The 25,731-nt window shown below is 32.9% G+C and carries 19 protein-coding genes; 14 read left to right on the top strand and 5 right to left on the bottom strand.

Annotated elements, in window-relative coordinates:
- Positions 1-408: 408 nt before the first annotated feature.
- Together DCS95_RS16455 and DCS95_RS16450 are read left to right on the top strand one after the other, a co-directional pair.
- Positions 409-1,425, top strand: a complete 1,017-nt coding sequence (locus DCS95_RS16455) for a GntR family transcriptional regulator (protein WP_116771886.1) — start codon at positions 409-411, stop codon at positions 1,423-1,425.
- A gap of 128 nt (positions 1,426-1,553) precedes the next feature.
- Positions 1,554-2,528, top strand: coding sequence for a polyprenyl synthetase family protein (locus DCS95_RS16450; RefSeq protein WP_116771885.1), 975 nt, complete (start codon positions 1,554-1,556; stop codon positions 2,526-2,528).
- Here the strand turns inward: DCS95_RS16450 and DCS95_RS16445 are convergent.
- Both DCS95_RS16445 and DCS95_RS16440 read right to left on the bottom strand, forming a co-directional pair.
- The gene (locus tag DCS95_RS16445) at positions 2,525-3,667 is read right to left on the bottom strand and encodes a lycopene cyclase family protein (RefSeq protein ID WP_116771978.1); all 1,143 of its coding nucleotides are present in this window, start codon (positions 3,665-3,667) and stop codon (positions 2,525-2,527) included. The two genes, DCS95_RS16450 and DCS95_RS16445, sit on opposite strands and share 4 nt — an antisense overlap.
- A gap of 77 nt (positions 3,668-3,744) precedes the next feature.
- A complete protein-coding gene (locus tag DCS95_RS16440) occupies positions 3,745-6,021 on the bottom strand; it encodes a TonB-dependent receptor (protein WP_116771884.1) in 2,277 nt (758 codons plus the stop codon).
- Between the two features lie 78 nt (positions 6,022-6,099).
- Between DCS95_RS16440 and DCS95_RS16435 the strand changes: the two genes are divergently transcribed.
- The 11 genes from DCS95_RS16435 to DCS95_RS16385 all read left to right on the top strand — a co-directional run bounded on the left by DCS95_RS16435 (position 6,100) and on the right by DCS95_RS16385 (position 20,186).
- Positions 6,100-6,762, top strand: a complete 663-nt coding sequence (locus DCS95_RS16435; protein ID WP_116771977.1) for a metal-dependent transcriptional regulator — start codon at positions 6,100-6,102, stop codon at positions 6,760-6,762.
- A gap of 19 nt (positions 6,763-6,781) precedes the next feature.
- The gene (locus DCS95_RS16430; RefSeq protein ID WP_116771883.1) at positions 6,782-7,603 is read left to right on the top strand and encodes a ZIP family metal transporter; all 822 of its coding nucleotides are present in this window, start codon (positions 6,782-6,784) and stop codon (positions 7,601-7,603) included.
- A 63-nt stretch (positions 7,604-7,666) separates the two neighbouring features.
- On the top strand, positions 7,667-8,677 hold the full coding sequence (locus DCS95_RS16425; RefSeq protein ID WP_164674222.1) for an endo alpha-1,4 polygalactosaminidase: 1,011 nt from the start codon (positions 7,667-7,669) through the stop codon (positions 8,675-8,677).
- A 153-nt stretch (positions 8,678-8,830) separates the two neighbouring features.
- Entirely contained in the window at positions 8,831-10,384 is a 1,554-nt protein-coding gene (gene pelF, locus DCS95_RS16420; RefSeq protein ID WP_116771881.1) for a GT4 family glycosyltransferase PelF, read from the top strand.
- Positions 10,375-11,979, top strand: a complete 1,605-nt coding sequence (locus DCS95_RS16415) for a hypothetical protein (RefSeq protein WP_116771880.1) — start codon at positions 10,375-10,377, stop codon at positions 11,977-11,979. The genes pelF and DCS95_RS16415 overlap by 10 nt, the downstream gene beginning before the upstream one ends.
- Positions 11,966-12,772 carry an endo alpha-1,4 polygalactosaminidase gene (locus DCS95_RS16410; RefSeq protein ID WP_116771879.1) on the top strand — a complete coding sequence of 269 codons (807 nt, stop codon included), beginning with the start codon at positions 11,966-11,968 and terminating at the stop codon, positions 12,770-12,772. Before DCS95_RS16415 ends, DCS95_RS16410 begins: the two co-directional genes overlap by 14 nt.
- Positions 12,765-14,753: a hypothetical protein gene (locus tag DCS95_RS16405; protein WP_116771878.1), complete on the top strand. Its 1,989-nt coding sequence runs from the start codon at positions 12,765-12,767 to the stop codon at positions 14,751-14,753. The genes DCS95_RS16410 and DCS95_RS16405 overlap by 8 nt, the downstream gene beginning before the upstream one ends.
- Positions 14,754-14,851: 98 nt before the next feature.
- A complete protein-coding gene (locus tag DCS95_RS16400) occupies positions 14,852-18,751 on the top strand; it encodes a DUF2194 domain-containing protein (protein ID WP_164674221.1) in 3,900 nt (1,299 codons plus the stop codon).
- Between the two features lie 145 nt (positions 18,752-18,896).
- Positions 18,897-19,331: a hypothetical protein gene (locus DCS95_RS16395; protein ID WP_425269165.1), complete on the top strand. Its 435-nt coding sequence runs from the start codon at positions 18,897-18,899 to the stop codon at positions 19,329-19,331.
- 12 nt (positions 19,332-19,343) lie between these two features.
- Positions 19,344-19,766, top strand: a complete 423-nt coding sequence (locus DCS95_RS16390; RefSeq protein ID WP_116771875.1) for a DUF2141 domain-containing protein — start codon at positions 19,344-19,346, stop codon at positions 19,764-19,766.
- A gap of 33 nt (positions 19,767-19,799) precedes the next feature.
- On the top strand, positions 19,800-20,186 hold the full coding sequence (locus tag DCS95_RS16385; protein WP_116771874.1) for a DUF423 domain-containing protein: 387 nt from the start codon (positions 19,800-19,802) through the stop codon (positions 20,184-20,186).
- Here the strand turns inward: DCS95_RS16385 and DCS95_RS16380 are convergent, their stop codons facing one another.
- From DCS95_RS16380 to DCS95_RS16370, 3 genes are all read right to left on the bottom strand, one after another.
- On the bottom strand, positions 20,187-21,725 hold the full coding sequence (locus DCS95_RS16380; RefSeq protein WP_116771873.1) for a carboxypeptidase-like regulatory domain-containing protein: 1,539 nt from the start codon (positions 21,723-21,725) through the stop codon (positions 20,187-20,189).
- 257 nt (positions 21,726-21,982) lie between these two features.
- Complete coding sequence (gene feoB / locus DCS95_RS16375; protein ID WP_116771872.1) at positions 21,983-24,175, bottom strand: ferrous iron transport protein B; 2,193 nt, start codon at positions 24,173-24,175, stop codon at positions 21,983-21,985.
- Complete coding sequence (locus tag DCS95_RS16370; RefSeq protein WP_116771871.1) at positions 24,172-24,417, bottom strand: FeoA family protein; 246 nt, start codon at positions 24,415-24,417, stop codon at positions 24,172-24,174. The genes feoB and DCS95_RS16370 overlap by 4 nt, the downstream gene beginning before the upstream one ends.
- 344 nt (positions 24,418-24,761) lie before the next feature.
- Between DCS95_RS16370 and DCS95_RS16365 the strand changes: the two genes are divergently transcribed.
- Positions 24,762-25,721 carry a hypothetical protein gene (locus tag DCS95_RS16365; RefSeq protein WP_164674220.1) on the top strand — a complete coding sequence of 320 codons (960 nt, stop codon included), beginning with the start codon at positions 24,762-24,764 and terminating at the stop codon, positions 25,719-25,721.
- Positions 25,722-25,731: the final 10 nt, after the last annotated feature.

Here is a 25,731-nt window from a genome sequence, read left to right as displayed (position 1 = left end):
CTTTTGGAAGCTATTTTGAGATGAAGAGACTATGATACACTATGCTACTGTGAACAAATATATAATAAAATGTTAATTTAATAAATTATACTATGATAAATTTTGAAATTGTTATTTAAATCTTAAATTTTTATCAAATTAATATATTATGTCTTTTGTGAATATTTTTATCAGTTCCTATAAAACCTGATACATTACAATGATTTTGCTATATTTTATTTGTGAGGAGAACTAACTTTTATGTATGAATTAAGTATCCCTAGTTGGAATAATTTATAGGTGCTGAAATCTTTTGGCGGTTAGTTTTGTGTTAAAAAATTAAACGGATTTCACTTCAAATTAAGAAGTGAAATTTTGAAGTATTCTTTTAAATTGTATATTGACGGCTGCAAATTTCATTTATAATTTATGCCGGTTATTAGTAAAATTCTAAACCTAACCCACAATAATAACCTTACAAAACATGAGCAATTAGTTCAAGGAGTAATTGAATCTATTGAAGATGGAAATTTAACGGTTGGTGATCAATTACCTTCTATAAACACTATGGTTGAAGAGATTGGTTATGCTAGAAAAACCATCTTTAAAGCCTATGAAGAACTTAAAAATAGAGGCTTAATAGAATCAAGACAATTAAAGGGTTATTTTGTAATTAGCCAGGCTACGAATATTACAAAAAGAATGGCATTGCTGTTGTTTGCCTTTCAAAGTTATCAAGAAGAATTCTATAAAACTTTTCGAAAAGAAATGGGTAAGCGGTTTCAGATCGATGTTTTTTTTCATCATAATAATCTCACCGTTTTTGAAACTATAATTTCTAATATTAATGGAAAATATGGAATGTATGTTATTGCTCCCATACAAAATGAAAAGGTGGAATCATTGCTTAAAGGCATAGAGCCCAAAAAGTTGTTATTGGTTGACCGGTATTTAGATTTAGGAGCATCCTACTCCTATATATCTCAAGAATTTGAAGAAGTTATTTATACCTCTTTAGTAAGATTACTACCTGAAATTAAAAAGTACAAGAAGATTATATTATACTTCAATGAAGAGAGTGATTTTTCCCCTATTTCTATTAAAAATGCATTTCAAAAGTTCATAACGGAGTATGCTATCAATGGAGCCATTAAAAATAACTACACCATAGGGTCGGCTAACAAGGGTAATTTATATTTTGCTTTAGGCGATACGATACTTTGGCAAATTTTAAGGGATGCGGTAAGGAAAAAATATAAAATTGGTGAGGATATTGGTATTCTTTCCCAAAACGATAACGTTTCCAAGGAAATTGTTTTTGGCGGTATTACTACAATTTCCACCGATTTTAATGAAATGGCAAAAAGAGCTGCCCAACATTTAAAAAGTGATGGTGTCACAAAGGTGATCATGCCTTCAAGACTTATTAAGAGAGCATCGTTGTAAGCCGTATTGGTTTATACTATAATCTCTTTTTTCCGGTTATAAATCTCCGGTAAAGTTTTATTTCTTCTCAATTGAAAAGCGGCTTCATTCAGCCATATTTGTTCTATTTTTGTATAAAATTGCTAAGAATGCACACTATCAGTGAATATCGAGATGAGTTTATTACGTATTTAGACTCAATGAAGATTACAAAAGAGCCTAGAAACTTATATGAGCCAATTACTTATATTCTTGGTCTGGGCGGTAAAAGGTTACGGCCTGTATTGGTTTTAATGACTGCCGAAATTTTTAAAACCGATTTCAGAAAAGCTTTGGATGCCGCCGTTGCTGTTGAGGTTTTTCATAATTTTTCTCTAGTTCATGATGATATTATGGATGATGCTCCTGTACGTAGAGGTAAGACCACGGTTCATGAAAAATGGGATATAAATACAGGTATTCTCTCTGGTGACGCAATGTTGATCATGGCCTATCAGCTATTTGAAAATTATGAGCCTAATGTCTTTAGAGACTTGGCCAAATTATTCAGTAAAACTGCATTAGAGGTTTGTGAAGGCCAGCAATACGATGTCGATTTTGAAACTAGGGACGATGTAATGTTGCCCGAGTATCTTAAAATGATCGAATACAAGACTGCTGTTTTAGTTGCTGCCGCCTTGAAAATGGGCGCAATAGTTGCAGGTGCTTCAGATGAAGCTCAAGAACAGATGTATAATTTCGGATTGAATCTTGGTATCGCATTTCAATTACAAGACGATTATTTAGATGTTTTCGGAGACCCTGAAACCTTTGGTAAACAAGTAGGAGGAGATATTATAGAGAATAAAAAAACCTATTTATATCTTAAAGCTCTGAATTCTGGATCAGAGGTAATTTCAAAGGAATTAGAGCACTTATATTCCATTCACCCCAAAGAAGCGGACGCGAAAATCAATGCTGTGCGCTCTATTTTTGAAAAGACCAAAGCGGATCAAGCCACAAAAAGTGCTATTGCCGATTATACGGCGAAGGCTTTTGATGTTCTTGAGGGTATAGACATAGAACAAGAAAATAAAGATTTATTGAGGCAATTTGGCGAAAACCTAATGAACAGAACGGTCTAGAAAATTCGTTTGATCAATGCCTTAATAAACGGTGTTTTGGGGCAAGCGTTTATATATACGATGTCTTCTCTTAGATTTGTTTTTTCATCTAAAAATTTAAAAACCTTTTGTGGTGGTAATGAAGCAAAGATGAATTCGAATATGCGATGCCCATTAGCATTATCATGATGTAATACATCTAAAAACAGCATGTCATAAAACCAGAATTTACCTTTTAGGTTCAATTTTTTCAGGGGACTTCCTTGTTTAATGAATTCAATCAGTTTAGGTGTTTTATTTGCTGTACTCATAAAAGTATAACCTGTACTTGGTTTTGCCCAACCACCTGCTGTACCTATGTAACGTATTCTGTTTGTATGGTGCTCTCGGAAATCATACGCGGTCATGGGTATAGAACCCGATTCTTTTTCTAAAATTTTATAAGCAGTGCATTTATAGCGTTCTAAAACGTACTCTTTTATAGCTTCCTCATACTCGTCTTTTGGCAATAACTTTTCTGAAAATAAAGTGTATTCAATTAATGCGGTATTGTTGGAATAGGGTAGTACATACATAAATCTGGTATTTCCTTTTTGAGGGATGGAAAAATCCATATATGTGACTTCTTCGGTATTGAAAACAGGCTTATCGGTCTGTATAACCCAACCTACAAAATGTTGCTGCAATACCGGATATTTTGTTTGCTGCATGGGCATTTTATAGTCGAAAAGACTATTGAATACGTACTTACCAGAATACATGTTGTTCTCGGTCTTTACCATGGCCTCTTTATCCGTTTCCTCGATTTCTATTACGGCTTCCTGTATGAATGTTATGTTATGGGAAGTATTTACCTTTTGCAAATAATGATTATAGAAGTCTATGCCTCTTATCATCTTATAGGAATAGGGTGCTATTTTGGTTCTTTTGGTAATATTTTCTCCTTGAAAATGAATGGAATCCCATTTTTTGTGGATTATCTCTTCAAATTGACCGTTACCTTTTTCCCAGAAACACCATGTTCTATCATTATTATTTTTTGGAGCTTTATCTAGTAGTAAAATTCTTTTGCTCTTAAAAAACGAATCAGTAATCATAGCATCTGCCAGTAATAAACCAGATGCGCCTGCGCCAATGATGATATAATCGAAATCGTTCATGTATTTACTAGATAGTCCTCCTTTTTTATTTAAGGACGAGAACATCAAAAATACAAAATAGCCTGTGTCTTTAATGTTTAATTCAAAGTATAACGTAGCCCAATAAAAGAACGTATTCCTTGATTTGGACCATAGACATAAGAGGGGTCAAAAGTTAATGCATTTGGATTGTTAGGTGTTGCCAAGGCATTGCCATTTGCGTCAAAGGTTACTTCTTTGTCGAATGGATCGTTGGCGCGGGCAATGATAAAGGGGTTACCACGGTTAGGTGTCCAGTCCAATAAATTTTTAACCCCTCCATAAATTTCAAAATTCTGTAAGCCGCTATATGAAAATTGAATGTTTTGAATACTCCATGCAGGCGAAAAATCTCGTCTAGGGTCAGTTTCTCCCAAGGTGGGCAATCGCATAGGGCCGTATAAATTACCGGTGTAATCTATTTTTAAACTCCAAGGACGAATATGGTAACCCACGCTCCAATTGGCTGAATAACTTTCTGTTAAAATCTGGCGTTGCGTAACCCCGTTTTCGGTATTGCTTACATCTTGCAAAGTTCCACCAAGCATAAATTGGAACCCGTTAAACATAGAAATATCAATATTTGCGCTTATTCCCTTAGAAATGGATTTTCCATCTAAATTATCATATATAATCTGATTGGGGTTGGTGTCATAATCGGGTATTATTACGTTTTGAAAATACGTATAAAATGCCGAAGCGTCTAGACTAATAAAGGTGCCATTGTCACTATAAATCTTCTTTAGAAAGTTAAGATTAACATTAAATGACTCTTCTGGCTCTAATTCTTCAGCAATAATAACGTCTCTTGATCCGGTCAATGCTGCGTGATCTTCTGTGAACAGGTTAACTACCCTAAATCCGGTACCGGCATTAAGACGTATAATGTCGTTATCGGTAAACTTAAATCTATAAGCTGCCCTAGGTGTAAAAATATTACCGTGGCGGCTATCATAATCATATCTGCCCCCTAGAAGTAACGAATGTTTATTGTTGAACATAATCTCATCCTGTAAAAAAAGGCTCGGTATAATTACTTCATCAGGTTCATTGCCCTCTAAATTCGATGTGGCCGGAGTATCATCGTCGTAATAATTGTAACGCAAAGCCGTACCTGCTAAAAGGCTATGTTTACCCATAGTTTTGTCCCATGTCAATTGTGTAAAACCAATGCGCTGATCTGCTAAGTAGGGTACATCGCCATAGACCGAGTTTTGATTGTGGTCATTATAAGAAAAAGAAAGCATCATTTGTTCCGCTACCGGTAATTGGTACTTTCCTAAAATTTCCCATCTTCGGGTGTAAATACTCTCGCCATAAATTTCATCTCCGCCTCTAAATTCTGGAGTCCATTGCATTTCTCCTCCCCATCTGTCTTCATAAAAAATTCTACTTGCCAAAGAAAAAATTCTAGCATCTTTTCTTTCAAAATTCCATTTTTGAAACACCGATATACGATCTTGTAGCGTGAGGTCGGTAAAATTGTCCCCATTATTATCTATAGGGTTGTCATACTTAAAATAGTTTGCGCCCAATAGAACGTTGGCTTTTTTACCTACATTGAATTTTGTGCCAACATCGAGGTTGAATTCCCCCCAATCGGTTACAAAACTATCGACAAAAAAATCGGGTGCCGATAAATTGTCCTTGGTAATAATATTTATGAGTCCGCCAACAGCTTCACTTCCATATAAGGTAGATGCAGGGCCTTTAACGACTTCAATTTGTTCTATAAGTGAATTGGGAATTCCAGATAATCCATACACGGTTCCAAGTCCGCTAACAATGGGCATTCCGTCTATAAGAACCAAAGTGTACGGTCCTTCAAGTCCGTTAATATGAATATCGCCAGTATTACATACATTACAATTTATTTGTGGGCGTACACCATTTACATTTTGTAGCGCCTCAAAAATACTAGGTGTTGGGTTTTTCTTGAAAAAAGTAGGTGTATAAACCTCTACAGGTACCGGGCTCTCCAATCTGCTTACCGGTTTTAAAGTGCCTGTTACTACCATTTCATCAAGGGATTCGGTTGAGGGTTTTAGGTTGATATTTACTACTTGATCTTCACCTTTTAAAATGATAATTGATTTTCTAAACTGTTCAAAACCTATGTTAGAAGCAATAATTGTGTACTTACCTGCAGGAACATTTTTTAGCTCATATCTACCATTTTCGTCTGATGCCGCGCCAAGCTGAGTGCCTTTCAAATAAATATTCACATAGGCCTCTGGCGAACTGTTTGATGATATGGTTCCGGATATGGTAGAATTTTGAGCTTTCACGGTCATACAAGTCAAAATAGAGTAGGCAAAAAATAATATTTTATGCATCTAAAATAAGTTTTAGACAAAACTAAATAATTGTTTTTATATATAAAAATGTATTTTTGTATTAATATTGGTTTTGAAATGACATTATCCGAAGAAGATTACATAAAAGCTATTTATCACTTAAGTGATTTCAACAGTAAATCTGTTGCAACCAATGCTATTGCAGAGCAGATGAAGACTAAGCCGTCTTCGGTTACCGATATGGTGAAAAAATTAGCTGAGAAATCTTTAGTGAACTATAAAAAGTACCAAGGTGTTTCACTATCTGAAAAAGGTAGGTTGGTGGCGCTCTCCATTATTAGAAAGCATAGACTTTGGGAAGTATTTTTAGTTGATAAACTTAATTTCTCTTGGGATGAGGTTCATGTAGTGGCAGAACAACTTGAGCATATAAAAAGCGATGCTTTAATTGATAAACTAGACGCCCATTTAGGATACCCGAAAGTGGATCCGCATGGAGATCCAATACCCAATAAAGATGGGGTGTTTACAAAATCTGTTAAGAAATTGATCAGTGAACTGCCGGTGGGTAGCCAAGGAGTGTGTGTAGGGGTCAACGATTCTTCTGCTGCATTTTTAAAGTTTTTGGATAAGAATAACATTGCTTTGGGCGATACTTTTAAAATATTGGAAATTGAAGAGTTTGATGGTTCCGTTACCATCTCTACTAGATCAGGTTCTATAAGGATATCAAAACAGATTGCAACAAATTTATTTTTGGAGATCGTAGATGAAGAGTAGCATACTAATTATTTAAATTATGGATGAAATTATAGCGTATTTTGAATCAATTGACCCCGTATTGGCTGCATTCTATGCCACATTATTTACATGGGGACTTACAGCTGCGGGTGCCGCTTTGGTTTTTCTCTTTAAAACAATGAACCGTGCTGTTTTAGACGGTATGTTGGGTTTTACCGGCGGAGTAATGGTAGCCGCAAGTTTTTGGAGTCTTTTGGCACCGGGTATAGAAATGAGTCCGGGTGAGGGGTTTGTAAAGGTAATACCGGCAGGAGTTGGCTTTTTGCTGGGAGCCTTGTTTATTTTTGGATTGGATAAGGTCTTGCCCCATTTACATATAAATTTTAAGGAAACGGAAGCTGAGGGTGTAAAAACACCTTGGCGTAGAACGACCTTGTTGACCTTGGCAATTACACTTCATAATATACCGGAAGGTTTAGCGGTAGGTGTGCTTTTTGGTGGTGTTGCCGCTGGTTTTGATGGCGCTTCTATTGGTGGTGCCGTTGCTTTGGCATTGGGTATAGGACTTCAAAATTTTCCGGAAGGTTTTGCCGTTGCCATGCCGTTACGTAGGCATGGGCTTAGTAGAACCAAAAGTTTTATGTTTGGGCAAGCTTCTGCACTGGTAGAACCCGTCGCTGCGGTATTGGGGGCTTGGGCGGTACTTACTTTTCAGCCTATTTTGCCTTATGCACTTTCTTTTGCAGCCGGCGCTATGATATTCGTTGTTGTTGAAGAGGTGATACCTGAAACACAACAAGATAAGTATACCGATATTGCTACCATGGGCTTCATAGGTGGTTTTATCATCATGATGACATTAGATGTTGGGTTAGGTTAATAATTTAGTATGAACTAATAGTAGTAATTTTTAATATGAACAATTAATTGCAAAATGAAGCGTATGGATGTTTTAAAATATGGATTTTTATTTTCGGTGATATTCTTGAAATGCGGTAAAGCTCAGGACGTGGTAAGTCCAGTAAATGAGTTGCAAAATTCTATAGTTGATTCAGTAAACTACAGAGATGAAATGCGCTCCTTTGTTATAAATTTGAGTACATATGCCAAAAATGTAAAACCTAGCTTCAATATTATACCGCAAAATGGAATAGAACTAATTACTGAAAAGGAAGATGCTAAGGGTGGCGTTTACATAGATTATTTAAATGCTATAGACGCACTGGGTCAAGAAAATTTATTTTACGGTTACAAAAGAGATAACGCAAAGACACCTACCTCTGTTTCCGAATATATGGTTAACTATTTAAAAGTATCACAAGATTATAACAATGAGATATTTGTTATTGATTATTGCAAGTCTGATAGTAATGTTGAAGATGCAATAGAGAAAAATTTAGACTTAGATTTTATTCCATTTATAGCACTAGAACGAGATTTAACGGTAATTCCTGAAATTCCTGAATCATTACCAATATCTACAAAAAATATATCCTCTTTAAAAGATGCCAATAACTTTTTATTTTTTGTAAATTATTCTGATTATGATTCAAAAAATGATGTAATTGAAGCAATTTCAGCAACAGATTATGATGTAGTATTTATGGATTTGTTTTTCAATGACGGCTCTGAATTTGGAAGAACTATGATTGAAAGTTTAAAAGTAAAATCAGATGGTACTAAGCGCTTAGTATTATGTTATATGAGTATAGGCGAAGCGGAAGATTACAGGTTTTATTGGAGTACTGTATGGCATAATCAAAAACCAGTTTGGTTAGAGGAAGAGAATCCAAACTGGCCAGGAAACTATAAAGTAAAGTATTGGGATCCGGAATGGCAAAGTATTATTTTCGGTTCGGAAAATGCTTATTTAGACGCTATTTTAGCAGTGAACTTCGATGGTGTTTATTTAGATATTATCGATGGATTTGAGTATTTCGAAAATAAAAATTAGTGCTATTTCTATTAGGTATTTCATCGATCAGCACCTTGCTTTTAACCGTTAATAGATAAAATAAAGAACTTCAACAATTAATAATTAAAAGTCTTTTTATTAGCTTTTTCTTTGAACTTGGGAGCAAAATTTCACTCTCTCAAAAAAAGGTTAATGGATTCTGAAAATTCTAAGAAAGTACTTTTAATTTGTGAAGGAACATATCCCTTTAATACAGGGGGCGTTTCCACTTGGGCAAACGACCTTTGTACTCAAATTAAGGATACGGACTTTGTAATCTACTCTATAAATGCCAATGTAGAAGTACGCACAAAGTACCCAATTGGCGATAATGTAAAAGATATTATTCAGGTACCTATGTGGTCTCCTGAGGAACCTTTAGACTGTGTAGATTACGATATTAAGTACTCGGATATATTACAAAAAAAAGAGCGAACATCACCTAATGTAATTACAGCTCAATTTAAAAGCAATTTTCATTTATTTATTAATGAACTATACAAGCAGGAAACAAATATATCTATTCTAAATAACTGTTTTTATCAGATGTGGTCTTACTTCCAAGAGTACGATTATAAGGCTACCATGTGCAGTAATATCATTTGGGAAACGTTTTGTGATGCTATAAAAGAATCTTTGCCTGAACATGAGTTAAGTGAGGTGACTCTGGAAGATATTACCATTGGCTTAAGATGGATTTATAGGTTCTTAATACCTATGGCGGTCAAAGTACCAAAGGTAAATATTAGTCATGTAACCATTTCTGGAGTAGCGGTTATACCAGCGCTAGCATTAAAGTACCAATATAATACCCCCATTTTAGTTACTGAACATGGCGTTTTTATTAGAGAAAGATTATTGGCTATAAGCTCTAGTGATTATTCTTATTTTTTAAAAGATATGCTTATTAAGTTTTCTGAAGGAATTACCAAATTGGTGTATCAGAATGCTACGAGGATTACCACTGTTAGTAAGTTTAACATGTCTTGGGAAACATATTATGGTGCAGATTACAATAAAATAGAAGTTATTTACAATGGAGTAGACCATAATAAATTTAAGCCTATTCCTAAACCAGAACACTTAAAAGATGTGCCTACTGTTGTAGCAGCTGCAAGAATTTTTGATTTAAAGGATATTATTACGATGATCAAAACTTGTAATGAGGTTAGAAAACAAATACCTAATGTTCAATTTTTGATTTATGGAAATAAAGATGCTGTACCAGAATATACAGAAAAATGTGAAGCCCTTATTGTTGAGCTAGATTTAGCTAAGAATTTTTTCCTCAAAGGTTTTCATAATACACCTCAAGAACTTTTTGCGGAAGGAGATATTTCTATATTAACATCTATTTCAGAAGGTTTCCCTTATACAGTAATAGAATCTATGAGTTGTGGGGTTCCTGTAGTATCTACAGATGTTGGTGGGGTTTCTGAAGCTTTAGATGCTAATTGCGGATTTATTTGCAAACCAAAGGATTACGTTGAAATCGCACAAAAAGTAATAACCTTATTAAACGACAAGACGTTAAGGGAACAGATGGCAATAAATTCTAGAAAAAAGGTTATTGAAAATTTTACACTAGGAAACTTTTTACAAGCTTTTGAGAAAACTTACAATGAACTTAACGCAATAAAAGAACAGTCTCAAGACAGTTTTAAGAAATCTAATTCTACCATTTTAACTGGTATAGTATGCCTGTAAATAGAAAAAACATAAAGGCTGTAGAAATGCAGGTTATAGATAAAGTGGGAAACCCTGTAAGTGTTATGGTGGTAAAAGCCGCCTTAGAGTCCATGGGGGTTAGAGAAAAAGATGTTATAGTAGATTATGGCTATAACACTCTTATGGAATTAGCAGAGCTTGTTTACCAAGACATAAAACAAAGAGACGTTAAGGAAGTTTTAAATATAAATGAGAGAAAACCTAAAAATTTAAATAAATCTATACCTATTTCAGATTACTTGTGGGTAAAGGCAAAGTTGTTTGCTAAATTTTATCCTTTAGGTATTTTCCACTTGATGCCCGTTTTTATTCAAATAGCAAGTATTATAGTCTATGGTTATTCTTTATGGACTTATATGGGCTTTAATATTATACAATCTACCTCTGTTGTATTTGGTGTAATTCTCGGTATAGTTTTATCTGGAGGTTATGTTCAAGTGCTTGGTAGGCAGGCTTCCTTTTATTGGAATCATAAAGAATATTATAAAACTAAAATTGTAACAAAAAGGTTAGTTATATCTGGCATTAAAGGGATGACTGCTGTTTTTGCTTTCCTGTTAATTATTAATTATGTACTAGGTACTTATCCGACTACTTTTGTGCTTGTGACTATTTGCTATGGATTTTTAATAGGCTTATTATTATTGGTTATGGCTCCTTATCATGCAATAAGACAACGTTGGGTAATTTCTGTTGTTATTGTGGTGTCCTCGCTATTTGCTTTAATGCTTCACTTCAATACCTCTTTCCATATTTATATAACGCAATGGCTAAGTATTCTATTGGCCATAAGTCTTTCGCAATTATACCTTTATGTATTTTTTAAATTAAAAATCACAAAGGATACATCAGAAAATCTAAAGCCAAGACAGTTAATGGTTATATATAAAAACTATCCTTATTTCTTTTACGGAATCTTAATTTACGTATTTATTTTTATTGATCGATTTTTGGCTTGGTCTGCAGATATAGAGCTAACCTATAGGTATTTATTTCTCTATGAAAAAAGTTATGAAATAGGTATGGATTTAGCTATTGTCGTATTCTTTATTCTGGTTGGGGTTATGGAATATGCTATCGCTTCGTTTACCAAATTTATGGACTTAAAACAGAGAAGCATAATGGTTGTTGACAAGCATAATTTTGGTAAAAGTCTATATGAAAATTACAAAAAGCATGTATTAATACTATTTGTTATGTTGCTGCTTGTAAGTATGTTTTTGTATTGTTTTATTACAAATTCATGGGGTTATCAAACTAGTTTTGGAGAACAAATAGATGTTTTAAGTATTAGGGTGTGTGTTATTGGTGGTCTAGGATATTTCTTTTTGTCTTGGGCCATGCTAAATGCACTTTACCTTTTTACCTTAAATAGGCCAAATGAAGTGTTAAAAGCTTTAATTGTATCGAGTATAATCAATTTTACAATCGGATTTTTTATAAGTAGGTGGGTTAGCTATGAGTATAGTGTAGTGGGTATGTTAATTGGTTCTGTGGTATTTATGGTATACACAACTAACCATATAAAGGCATATTTTAAACAATTAGATTTCTATTATTATGCAGCTTATTAGTATTCTATTACTGTGGGTGCCTTTTATTAATGCATCATACTTAAAAACAAAAGTTAAGGCGGAACATGACAAGTTTATCGTTTGTTATGGCAAATTAAATCCTATGAATATTAGAGGTTATTCCATGGTAATACTAGAGCCTGAACATTATAATAAAGAAGATATCGAAGTGTTTAAACAAAATAACACCAAAGTAGTAGCTTATATAAGCTTAACAGAAATAAATAAAAATTCAAAGTATTACGAAAGCCTGCTTCCATATGTTTTTGGTAGTAATCAAGTATGGGGTAGTTGTTATATAAATATAAGAGAAAAACAGGCAAGGCAAATAGTGGCTGGTATGGCTAATGATATTTTAAGTAAAGGGTTTAATGGTTTGTTTTTAGATAATCTAGATAATGTATCTGAATGGGGCAAGTTAAAAGGTGCTGAAAACGAATTGGTTTGCATGATTAAATATCTTAAGAAGAATAATAGTGACCTTTTTTTAGTTCAAAATTCTGGTTTTTTCCTTAATGATAAGTTGGTGAATAGTACTGATGCTGTTTTGCTCGAGTCTCTATTTAGCCTATATGATTTTACTACAAATACCTATGGTTATAGAGATGAAATAAGCTTAAAGATAATGCAGAAACGCATAAAAGAAACGCTATCTAAAACAGCAAAAGAAGTGTATGTGATGGAATATGCAAATACACCTAAAATGAAAAAGGTAATCGCCAAGAAACTACAAAAATTGGGTGTACCATATTATATCAGTAACATAAATTTACAAGAGGTTACTAATGATTAATATTTTTAACATAGATGTTGTTTTATTGGGGCCATTTAGATTAATGTTGGTAGTGCTTTGCTTTTTCTTTCTACACCAAGTTGTTACAAGACAAAAGCTTAGAAACTATAATCTCGATTATGTTATTAAACGTGGTGCATTAGCAGGAAGTTTTACACTAGTGTTATTGTTTATTTTGATATTAATTAAAGTGTATGATTCCCTTGCTATTTTTATTTTATCGCTATTGTTTTTTATATGGCAATACCTTGAAATTAGAAAAATACATAAGGTTAATGGTACATTGGCAAAAAAAAGGGTTGCAACTTTAATTCAAGTCTTTCGTTTTGTAGAAAAAAAATGGAGTTATAAGAAGATTTTAAAGAATTTAAAAGAGTTACTTCTCCCTAAAAGGATAAATTATGTATTGTTTGCATCTGTATTTTGTGCATTTGCTACCATGTTCTCTAGATATCAGTTTCTGAAAAATGACTTGTGGGTACTTTCTGGTTTGTGGCTAAATAAATTAAATGCCGTAAAGCTTATAAATAATAACCAATGGTTTAGTGATAATTTAGCTGTTCCAGGAGAACAAATTGCAGTTAATTTTTATTCCAAAATATTAAACATAAGCGAAGAAATGGCACTTCATTCATTTGGCTTGTTAGAGACTTTTGCATTGTCTATGGTCTTATATTGGGTTATTATGCAATTATCGAAATCTAAATTTACTGCGCCGTCTATAGCTTTGTTGATTTTTGGTTTTTTCTATAGATTTTTACCAATGAATATCAATTTGTTGTTGGAGCACAACCCAGTTTATTTAGCGCTTTGTTTTGTATTTCCAGCTACAATTTATACATTAAAACCAAAGTTGTTAACCACTGATAAAAAAAGGTTTTTATTCTTTTTGACAGTTTTATATTTTGCTACGGCACTAACAAACCTCTTTGTGTTTGTTTGGCTCTTGCCTATATTTTTTGTAGTATCCTATTTTACTTGTCGTCGTAATATTGTAGGCTATGTTCGATGGAGTGTTTTGGCATATCTTATTGCAATTGGTGTTTTGTTTGTGCTTTATATTACTATGGGGTGGGTGGCTAATAAGCCCTTTATAAACATCTTGAGAGAAAATTTAATTATCGTAGATATTTATACCTATTTTCCTCAGTTGATAGTATCCTTACCTGAGGTATTAAATTTTTATACGCTACAAGGTATTTTTGTATTTCCTTTAATTGTTCCTCTATATATTAAAAATAATAGAAAATGGGAGGCATTACTTATCTATGCCCTTGTTTTCAATGCGTTTTTATTGCTAAGATATATTCAATGGGAATGGATCGATATGGATATGTTTTATCAAGTATTAACCCCAATGATAATTATTAATTTTGGGATTCTTCTTGGAGTAATACGGGAGTATCTAAAATTTTTATTACCTAGAAATAAACAAGTTAGAAATTTAATTACACCTATTACTTGTATTTTTCTAGTAGTTTTTGCAATAAAATATAACGGATTTATTTCAAAAGAATTTGAACAAAAAGAACCATTAAAAACAGGAGTTCTAATGGCATATAATGAGTTATCCAATGAATATCTTCCATTTTCTTATGCTGTAGTAAACGCTAATTATGGTTATAAAATAAGTAAGAGCGAACATAGTTTTATTGCTTATGATTTGTTTGTGAGAAATTACTTGAAAAATGATTTACACTATTGTAACTATAAAGATGATGAAGAATATATAAATGAGCATCCCGAAGTGGTTTTGCCAAGTAATGTTTTTGTTTTTGTCACTAAAAAAGAAACTGTTGGCAGATCAGAATTTATAAATACCCCGAAACGATTAAAGCAGCCTATAGCAGATGTTTTGGCTACACTTAAAAAAAGAGGTAGGAAGGTTACTATATTCTACCAAGATAAAGGCTTAACAGTGTATCAAATTGTCAATAAAGAAAATGCCTCCAAGATGGATGAGCTTATTTTTAGTTTATGAAAAAAAGGTTTTTTGTAAAATTTTTAAAGTACAGTTTATTAGTACTTTTTTTAGTTGGATGTCAAAATGACTTATATAGGTTTAATTCTAAGTTTAACTTGCCTAAAATCAGTTCAGAGTCTCCTATAGTTCTAGTAGTAATTGATGCTAAAGTACAATCTAATTTTCTAGAAATTGAAAATTTAAAGAAAACCCTTGAGTACACTAAAATACCATATAAGACTAATTTGGTAGACGGTTTTAATCTAAATCCACAAATTCCAAAAACTATAAAGGTATTAAGCTTACAACAAACTATTGGCTTGACGGATGCTAGTATAGATAGTATCACTAATTTCGTTGCTAAAGGAGGTACATTACATATTCCTAAAACGGTAAGAGACCCAAGAATGGCTTTTTTAATGGGTTTAAAACCAGAAGCTAAATTGGAAACTAATACTACCGCAAAAGGCTTTTATTTTAATAAACCTGTTTTTCCTGATAAAATGGGATTAGTCCACGATTATGTAGACCCATTTATTGGGCTAGATAAAGATAATTTTAAAGATAATATTCATGTTTTAGTTTCTGCTGCAAATGATAAAGATTATCCAGTTTTATTAGAAAATAAGGTTGGTGATGGTAAGGTAATATTAATAAACACTTCCTTCAACCTATTAAAAAACATGCGTGGCTTTTTGTTTTCTAGTCTAATATATGGTTTGGAGGGGGTGCCTTACCCAGTTGCAAATGTGGCCACAATTTTTTTAGATGATTACCCATCCCCAACATATAATATTTATAAAGAACCCATTAAATCCGAAATGGATTTAAGTATTTCTGAATATGTGAAAGATGTTTGGTGGCCAGACATGAAAAAACTGGCTAAAAGACATAGAATGAAGTATACTGCCTATGTAACCTTCGATTATAATAGTAATGTTTACCCACCGTTCGGGTTTTTGGAATGGGATCAGAACAGAATAATCACCAATGAAGGTGAGGAAAGTAGTAGTGGTTGGTTAGGTAAGAATATATTAAATAGTGGTCATGAATTAGGTTTTCACGGCTACAATCACGTATCACTATTAAAGGTTGATTGGAAAAACCCTAATTATATTATTACGGCCTTAAATGCTGCTGAAAAAAAATGGAAGGTGCTAGGATTTGAAAACCTACCTATTTCTTATGTGCCACCAAGTAATTATATAGATAGTGTTGGATTACAGAAATTGCATGAAGGAATGCCATCATTACGTTTTATGCAAAGTACTTATTTAGGTAAAGTAAGTGAAGGTGGTGGAAGAGAGTTTGATCCAGATCCACTTAATAGTCACTTTTTTGATTACCCAAGAATTAGCAGTGGATATAATATAGAAGCTGCTTCTGAGTGGGCTATAGAATCTATGTATATCTATACAGGCATTTGGACGCACTTTGTACACCCCGATGATGTTTATCAAATTCCAGATGAGTCCAATGCTACAACTAGTGGACACTTTGAATATAGAAATAAACATAATCTAAACTGGTACTCTTCTTCATCAGAAAAGGGATTGCTAGAAGTTTTTGAAGACTATTTAATAGATTATGAGGCTAGACATCCATTTACTCGTTTTTTAAATGCCACAGATGGATCATATGAAACTATAAACTGGCGTTACGCTGAATATGCCCATACCATTCAAGAAGATATATATGAGGTCGAAAGTTTTAACAGTAGAAATAAAAATGGATTGTACTATTGGTTAATGTATGTTGATAAAGTAAATGATCAGAAAATTAGTGATTTGTTATACGAGCAAAATATAAGATATAAAAAGGTGCCGTATTTAGATGGATACCTTTTCTCTTTGGAAACTAAAAACCCTTCGCTGGCGGTGTTAAATTTGAATCCAACTCAACAAAATAATGTCACTAATATAATAGCAAAAGTAAACAAAGAAAGAGATATTTTTTATGATTTACAGGCTTCCTTAATGTCTTTTGGTGATAAGTTAAAAAGATATGTGGCTAATGATAATTTACCTCAGGCAACACAGTTAATAGAAAATTATCTAAAGGTTAACCCTATGGCAAGTAGTCAAATATTAATGGATTATGCTCAATACATGGTTTGGCAAGGTAAAGAAGATTTGTTTTGGAAAACATTAGATACTTATTATCAAAAAAATTCAAATGAAAAAATAGCATTTTTAGCTCATAATCTAAATCTTATTGTAGGTTATCCTACTACTGAAGTAAGGCGTTTGTGGATGAATAGGCAACTAAAACATAATACAACTAATGTAGTATGTTTAAAAGAATATTATAATCATTTTAATACGTTAGATAATAGTGAAAATATTTCTAAAGTATTAAAGAAGTTATCGGAATTGTCCCCTACTTCTGAAAATACTGAACGTTACTTGGAGCACTTAATCTATTCCAAGGCGAATAATTTAATAGAGGAATTAAACCAAATAGAACCATGTAGCATTTACGATAAAGAATTAGCTACTAGTATTGCATGGACTTACGCAGATGCTTTAATTTTTGAAAAAGCGTTACATTGGCAGAAGTGCAGTTTAGAAATTTCGAATGAAACTATAGAATATTGGACCGTAAATTCTAAAGATTTTATAAAATATAAGCAATCTAATTTCTCATATTACATTGGTTTATTACTAGCGAATGATGAGAGAAAAGCTAGTCAAGAGCTTAGAGGAGTACCAGCATGTAGAGAAGATTTAGTAAAATATGCTAATAAAATTACGAAGGTTTTTGGCGATTTGGAAAACTATAGGAACGCTGTGGCTTGGTCTAAATGTGCCACAGAAATAGATATTAAAAATAAAATGACCTGGCTTTTTGAATTGGGACAGATGCAAAGCCTTACCAACTATTATAACGAATATATGCAAGAACATAGCAACGACTATGAGATAAAAAATTACATGTCCACCTTATATCTGTATGATGGTAAAATAACACAGGCTATTAGAATTGCATTTTCTATTTCCCCTCAGGAAGTTGATCCAAAATTAATACTGGCAATAAATAACGAAGTCAAAGAGATGGAATTAAAACAACAATTAGAAATCTCTAAACTGTATTTGGATATATTGGATCCATCTACGGTGTTGTTAATAGAAAAAAATAAGAGACAGTTTCAAGGTGCTAGTTTGGGGGCGGATTATAATAGTATTAATGATAAACTAGACCCTACAATGTCATCCTTTATTGGGTATTATGAGTTTTATAATCAAAAAGGAAATGTGCATAGATTCTCTTTTTCACATTCTTCTATGTATACTATTAATGTAAAACCCAGATTTGCCAGTAATGTAAATAAAGATTTAATTGGCTTGGGGTATAGATATAAATTAAACCCAGGAGAGAATAGTAATTACTTATTTAAAGGGCGAATAGAGAAAGATAACGATAATGAGCTTTATTTTCAAGCAGGTATTGGGTATAATAAAACTAAAGGAACGAATTATTCTGCCTATCAAGTGGATATTTTTCCGGTACAATCAGGACCTGGTTATGAGCTAAATATTTATAGAACTCTGTTGAATGTGTATAAAGAAATACCACTTAGTAATTTGTTTAAACAAATATTAGCATTGGAAGCAAATTATTACACAGATTCAGGGGCAGATGCAACTTTTGTTGGAAGGTATGAGTATAACTTGATAAGTACTAAAAAGTTAAAATTGAACCCATATATTGAAGGTGCTATTGGTAGAGGTACATTAAATCGTCGTTCTGGTTACCCTTATTGGATGGCCGAAGAGCGAATGTTCGGCGGTGCTGGTATATTATTTACGATAGGTAATAGCACTTCTAAAATTAAGTTGATAGCCGATTTTAGCCTCTTTGCTGAGGATAAAAGACCGGATTTTGAAAGGTATACAGGCTCGATTATCTATCGATTTACAGATTATTTTACTTTTAATGGAGCATATGAATTTTATACAATAGATAATTTTTATTCCAATGTTTTTCAATTAGGTATTAATTATAAGTTTGAATAATACCTAACCATAATTAATTTTCCTAGTACATTCACTGTATAATTTTTTTTATAAATATCAGTTATGGTTATTGATGGTTAAATTTACGTTGTAAAGAAAAATCTTTTACACCCATTTTGGCTATTTTATTTTTTGAGACATGACTGTGAGAAAAACACATTGGTTCTGGAATTTTTTGCTAGTGATAACTTTTATAGTTTGTTTGTCTGTATTAACACTCCACTATAAAAATTGGTTAAGTGTTAAATCAAATCAAATACAAATATATTCTGGTTTTTATACTACCAAAATATCATATATTAAAATAGATAGTTTGAAGTTAGTGCCTAACATTCCGCCTATGGAAAGGTTACATGGGTTTTCTGCGCTAGAGAAGGAAAAAGGTGTTTTTAGAGAATTTAAAGATTCACTTACAAATAAAAAGGTTTATGTATTTTCCGATAATATTCATCAACAAAAAATAAAAATTGTGTATAAAGATTCACAAAAGGTTTATTTAAACTTAAAAGACTCTTTAAAAACCCTAGATTTATATTATACATTAGATAGAAAGTTAAACACCCAAATAACACCAAATTAAAAACTGTATAATTTGAAGCATAGATTTTTATTTTGTGTAGTTATTTTATTATTAGGAAACTTTTGGTCATATGCACAGCATAAAGTAGCCGTAACAGTATATGGGGTACAATCTAATGCTGGGAATGTTTGTTTTGCAGTTTACAAAACAGCAGACAATTTTCTTAAGGACGATAGCGTATATATCTCTGGAAAAGAGAAGGCTTCAATGGGTAAGGTAGATTTTTCAATAAATAATTTACCCGAAGGGAAATATGCCATAGCCATTTTTCATGATGAAAATAATAACGAAAAGTTAGATACTAACCTTTTGGGCATACCAAAGGAAAAGGTAGCCTTTTCTAATGCAAAAATGAGAACTTTTGGTCCACCAAAATTTGACGATTGTGCCTTTAGTGTTAATTCATATACCGAAATTAGGATAGAAATTAATTAAGGGTTTTTTTTAGATACTAAAATTTTATTTAACATGGTACTTGTATCGCAATTAGTTGGAGCTTTATTTGGATTGTTAGCGGTGGTTTTCGGGGCCTTTGGTGCCCATTTATTAAAGAAAAGGTTTACAGCAGATCAGCTTAATAGTTTTGAAACGGGAGTAAAATATCAAATGTACCATGCACTTTTGATATTGATGTTGAGCTTTAACCTTAATCTAGAAACTGGTTTAGAAAAAGCTATTATCTATTGTTTTATTATTGGCACTGTACTTTTCTCGTTTAGTATTTACGGTCTGTGCATATCTGCATCCAAAGGAAATAAAATAAAGTTGTTAGGACCTGTAACTCCGCTTGGCGGACTCTTTCTGGTTGTTGGTTGGTGTCTTTTACTCTATAGTTTTATTAAAAACTACATTTAATTACTCAATTGAAGTTGATTTAAATTCTTTAATTGCCGTATTGGGTTCCATTATGGCATATCCTTCCCAAAATGTGGGATCGTATGAAGGCATATATGTAGGTGATACGGCATTGTTTTCTGTAAAATCATCGAAAGTGCCCTGGGCTATTTTTTCAGATTCAAATACAATCAATTCATTTTTTGCTACGTTTATAAAAACAAAATCCATATCTCCAGATAATTCATTTTGCTTGTTCTTGCCTTTTACGATCTTGTTTTTTTCAATGATTTTTAACGGTCTTCTCACTCCTATACGTTCACCAACTTCAGATTCGTAATAACGTAATCCGTATTTACCATCTGTACCTTTTTGATATATAATTTTTCCTTTAGATAAATAGGTATTTGTTGAAATGCCCAAAAGCTTGAACTTTTTTACTGGCTTAACATTACTATAGTCTACTTGTAATACGGCAAAATCATCGGCATTGATATATAAGGTACCTTCAAAATCTGCCGATCCGTCTGGCGTGAACGTAATTACATAAACGGCATCATTGCCTAAATAGGTAAATTCTAGTAATGTATAATCGTATTTTCTAGATTTTAGAATAAAGTTTAAATCATTATCCTCTTGTGTAGGTATGTTGTTGAAAATGTTGTTCAGTTGATTTTTTTTCCAGCTGGCATAATTTTTCTGTTGTTCCTCTTTGTCTTTTTTCTTTTTCTCTAACTGTTCATTTGCAGCGGCCACATCGGTAGAATCAACATCTTCTTCTAAAAATTCACTAACCTCTTCGGTGTCTATTTTCGTACCGAACAATCCAGATTTTATTTTAAAGTAAGACCCTTCTTTTACATTATCACGAAGTATTTCATTGAATTTTTCTTCGAGTTTTTCGGCATCCAGTTCCTTACTTTTATCAAATAGTTTAGAAGCTTTTAATAGATTTAATTTCAATAGTTCTTTGCTTGGGTTGCCATATAGGTCCCCTACGATTTCAGAATAATAGCTGTTATCTTTAGGTACCGTAGTTATGACGCTATCTAAAAATTTCTGGTTCAGTATATCTATGGATGATTTCTTTACTTTAAAGTCACTTTTTATCCATCTATCAAAATGAGATGATCTATGAAACAATCTCTTTTTGGCTAGGTCGTAGTTGTAGTTTTTATCCAAATTATCAATTACAAAATCCATTATTTCTTCTGCTGAATAATTTTTGTTGGATACTATTACCTCTCTTAGTTCAATAGCTTTAGGTATAAGTAATATTTTGGTGCTGTTGAATTCAGAAATGGGCTTAGACAAGGTTTCATAGCCCATGGAAGATATTATAAGTGAATCTGAAGGTTGTATGGTTTCATTCAATATAAAATTGAAATTTCCGTCTTCATTGGTAATGACCCCTTTTTCTTTTAGTTGAACCGTGGCATAGGGTACTGGTTGCTGTGTAATACTATCCAACACAAAAGCACTTAAATTTTGTGCGCTAATTGGTAATACATTGAAAATTAAAACTGTAAAAAATGTAATGAGAAATGATTTAGTGCTCATGGTATTAGATTAGTCTTACGCAATCTAAACGAACAAAACCAAGAAACGTTACAGTTTTAGAAACTGTTATGAGTCTTTTACATCTTTTTTAACTTAAAAACGGAATTTAATGACAGCCACAATCATTTTGGCCACAAGCTTTAGAAGTACTCTTTTTGTTTGACCAAAGGGACTTGGGAATCAGGAATTTATTTACCAAATATCCCACGGAAATAGTTAGAGTTATGTAAACCAATATGTGTTGAATAATATCCATTCTATTTTAATATTTGATATGCTATTAATGCTACAATATAAGCAAAAAGACTCATGAATACTAGCTGACCGGTAGGCCATTTCCATGAATTGGTCTCTCTTTTTACGACCGCTAAGGTACTCATACATTGCATGGCGAATGCATAAAATAATAATAACGAAATACCGGAAGCCAAATTAAAAATCGGTTTTTTGGTTTTGGGGTCAACCTCTGCTTCCATTCTGTTTTTTATGGTCTCTTCTTCATCATTACCAACGCTATAAATGGTAGCCAATGTACCTACAAAAACTTCTCTGGCGGCGAAAGAGGTCAGTACGGCTATACCAATTTTCCAATCATAACCTAAAGGTCTTACAATTGGCTCTATTGCTTTACCCATATAGCCCATATAAGAATGTTCCAACTTATAACTGGCAATCTCTTGGCTAAGAGCTCTTTCTTGTAGCTCTTGCTGTTGTAAAGCCTCTTCTTCGTTTGTAAGCGTGTTTTCTTGCTCTTCTAATTGGTTTTCAAAATAAACCTCACTGTTGGCGCTATATCCTTTTTCTTCAATTCTTTGAGCTACTATTGTTTCGGCATTTTTGAATTCATAAGAGAATCCGTTGGAGCCTAAAAACCAAAGAACAATAGAGATTGCCAAAATTATTTTACCAGCACCAAAGACAAAACTTTTTGTCTTTTCTAGTACGGTATAAGCAACGTTCTTCACTAGCGGCAATTTATAATTGGGCATTTCTACCACAAAGAAAGACCTACTTTTTATTTGTAGTATTTTATTTAGGATCATGGCAGATAGTATTGCCGCTCCAAAGCCCATTAAATACAATAGCATTAGTGTTAAGGCTTTGAAGCTTAATCCTAAAAAACTGCCTTCTGGTATAACCAAAGCAATAATGATGAGGTAAACCGGCAACCTTGCTGAACACGTTGTAAAAGGTGTTACTAGAATAGTAATTAATCTTTCTTTCCAGTTTTCTATAGTTCTGGTCGCCATTACGGCCGGTATGGCACAAGCTGTACCTGATATTAGCGGAACTACACTTTTGCCACTTAACCCAAACGGGCGCATAATCCTGTCCATTAAAAACACCACCCTGCTCATATAGCCGGTTTCTTCCAACAGGGCTATAAATAAGAATAAGAATGCTATTTGTGGTATAAATATGACTATACCGCCAATACCTGCCAAAATACCTTCAGCTATAAGATTGGTAAATACGCCTGGCGGCAACGTGTTTTTTACCCACTCTGTAGCAGAGGCAAAAAAGCCATCGATCATATCCATTGGGTATTCGCTCCAACCGTAAATGGCCTGAAAGATCATTAGCAGTATTAAAAAGAAAATCGCGTAGCCAAATACTTTATGGGTTAGAACTTTATCTAAAGTAGCCCTAAATCCTTTAGCAGCATTTACATCAACTTTGTATGTTTCTTTTAATATACCATTGATAAACTGATAGCGTAAAATCGTTTCTTTTTGCTGTAAACGCTTAAGCTCAGATTTAGATTTGGTGCTAAATGAAGAAGTGTCTTTAAAAAGCGTTTTCTTCAATGGCATAAAGTTGACATCTTGGGTAATGACCAACCATAGTTTATAAATATCTTCTTTTGGAAAAGCCTCTTTAAGCTGTTCAAAATAATCTGGGGCAATTACAGATATATCTACGTTTTGTGTCTTCTTTAGGTTCTTGTAATCGGCAATTAACTCTTTTAATCTGTCAATACCGGTTTCCTTTCTTGTACTTACCAGAGCAATTTTAGAATTCAGTTTTTGCTCTAACAGATCTATGTCTATGGTAATTCCTTTACGATCCATACGATCGGCCATGTTGATGACCAAAATGGTAGGGATCTTTAAATCTTTAATCTGGGTAAAAAGAAGTAGGTTTCTTTTTAGGTTTTCTACATCAGATACTACAATGGCAACATCTGGATGGTCTTTGTCATTTTTATTGAGCAACAATTCTACGGCAACACTCTCATCTAAAGAAGTGGTGTTTAAACTGTAGGTACCCGGTAAATCTAAAATATGGGCTTTTACACCACGGGGCAACTTGCAAATACCTTCTTTTTTTTCAACGGTAATGCCCGGGTAATTACCTACTTTTTGATTTAATCCTGTAAGTTGATTGAATACCGATGTTTTACCGGTGTTAGGGTTGCCTATTAGGGCTACATTGATTTGTTTGCTCATATAACCGCATTGTCTTCTATAATTTCAAGTGCTATATGAATAGCCATATCTCTTCTAATGGCAATATGTGAACCATTTACGTTGATGTAAATAGGATCTTTTAACGGAGCTACCTGAACCAATTCTACTTCATTACCTGGTAAACAACCCATTTCAAGAAGCTTGATCGGCAATAGGTCTTGAGTAAATTCTTTTATGATTCCTTTTTGACCTCTCTTTAAATGTGCGACGGTAGTTTCCAAACTTTATTTAGATTCATTATAAGTAAGGCAAAAGTAATGGAAAAAATATTATCCCATATACTTTTTAGAATAATTAACTCCTAATTTGCATGCTGCAGCCTAGTTTGTAATACCTACACTGCACCCTATTTTAGAATTAAAATATATTCTAAAATATACCGTTAGTTTTTAGTAACTAACTATATAATTCCATCAACATTAATAATTTACTGAAGTTCTCAATATTATTTCTTCTGTTCTATACAAGCGTATGTTCAGGGCAAAAACCAAATAGTTTTTATCTAAAAATAAGGCAATTCAACTATCCTTCCCATCCTTTGCCAACTGGCTGTGAAGTGTATGGTGTGTCTACAAGTGTAAATAAAAGATCGATCATTACCTACGATTATAGAGGCGATAAGCTAAGGCTTAGCGACTTAAAGATTCGTAACGCGGGTTATAGTGCAATTAACAATCCGTTGGTTCCAAAGCTATTTGCTTTTAGTAAATATCATAAACCTGAAATTCCTTTCGAGAATGGGTTTTTATTAAAAATGGAAATGGATGATGTAGAGCTGTATCATGAGTATACGGGTGAAGATGGTGTCTATAATATAAATACTGCCTACCAGGTTCGTTTATCGGTTTTACATAAAAATGATATAATAGTTAGCGATACGTTACACTATAATGAAACAATCAGCACTTTTACATCTGAATTATCGGGAGAAGATGTTCATATCATAGCTACCAATAAAGCTAACGAATTGGCTTTGACCTTAAACGATCAAGTGTTACCGGCAATCATATCTTCCTTTCACCAGTTTTCTAAAGATTTGGTTGATTTAAGTTTTACCCAAGATTTCATCAAGTTTTACGGAATTTCAAAATCAAAGAAATTAATTACCGGAGAAGAAATAAAGGTCATTGAAAAAAGAATCAAAAAACTAGAAAATCTAGACAAGGATATCTTAAACCGTGATGCCTTTAATAAAGAGCTGGAGGAATTGACCACCATTTTTATAGATTTAAGATCTTCTGATGACTATAAAAACCACGAATCATATCGTTTTTATGTTCATGCCAATTTAGCAAGTCTATACACACTACGCGAAGATTTTGGCAAGGTGCACTATCATTATAATTTGGCACTTACCTATACAGATAAAGCTAGGTTTACAATGATGGTCAATGAGCAGTTGGGTAAGGCAATGCGTCGAAAAGAAAATCAATCGTTACTGTTCGATTCTACTATGGGTTTCAATGAAAGTTATAGCGCAAACTATCTAGAAATTCATAATACTAGAAAAAGAGTAATCAACTAAATTAATTATA

This window comes from Maribacter litoralis (assembly GCF_003075045.1).
Lineage (GTDB): Bacteria > Bacteroidota > Bacteroidia > Flavobacteriales > Flavobacteriaceae > Maribacter > Maribacter litoralis.
The sequence above is the reverse complement of the archived record's forward strand: the minus strand, read 5'-3'. Positions and strand labels throughout refer to the sequence as shown.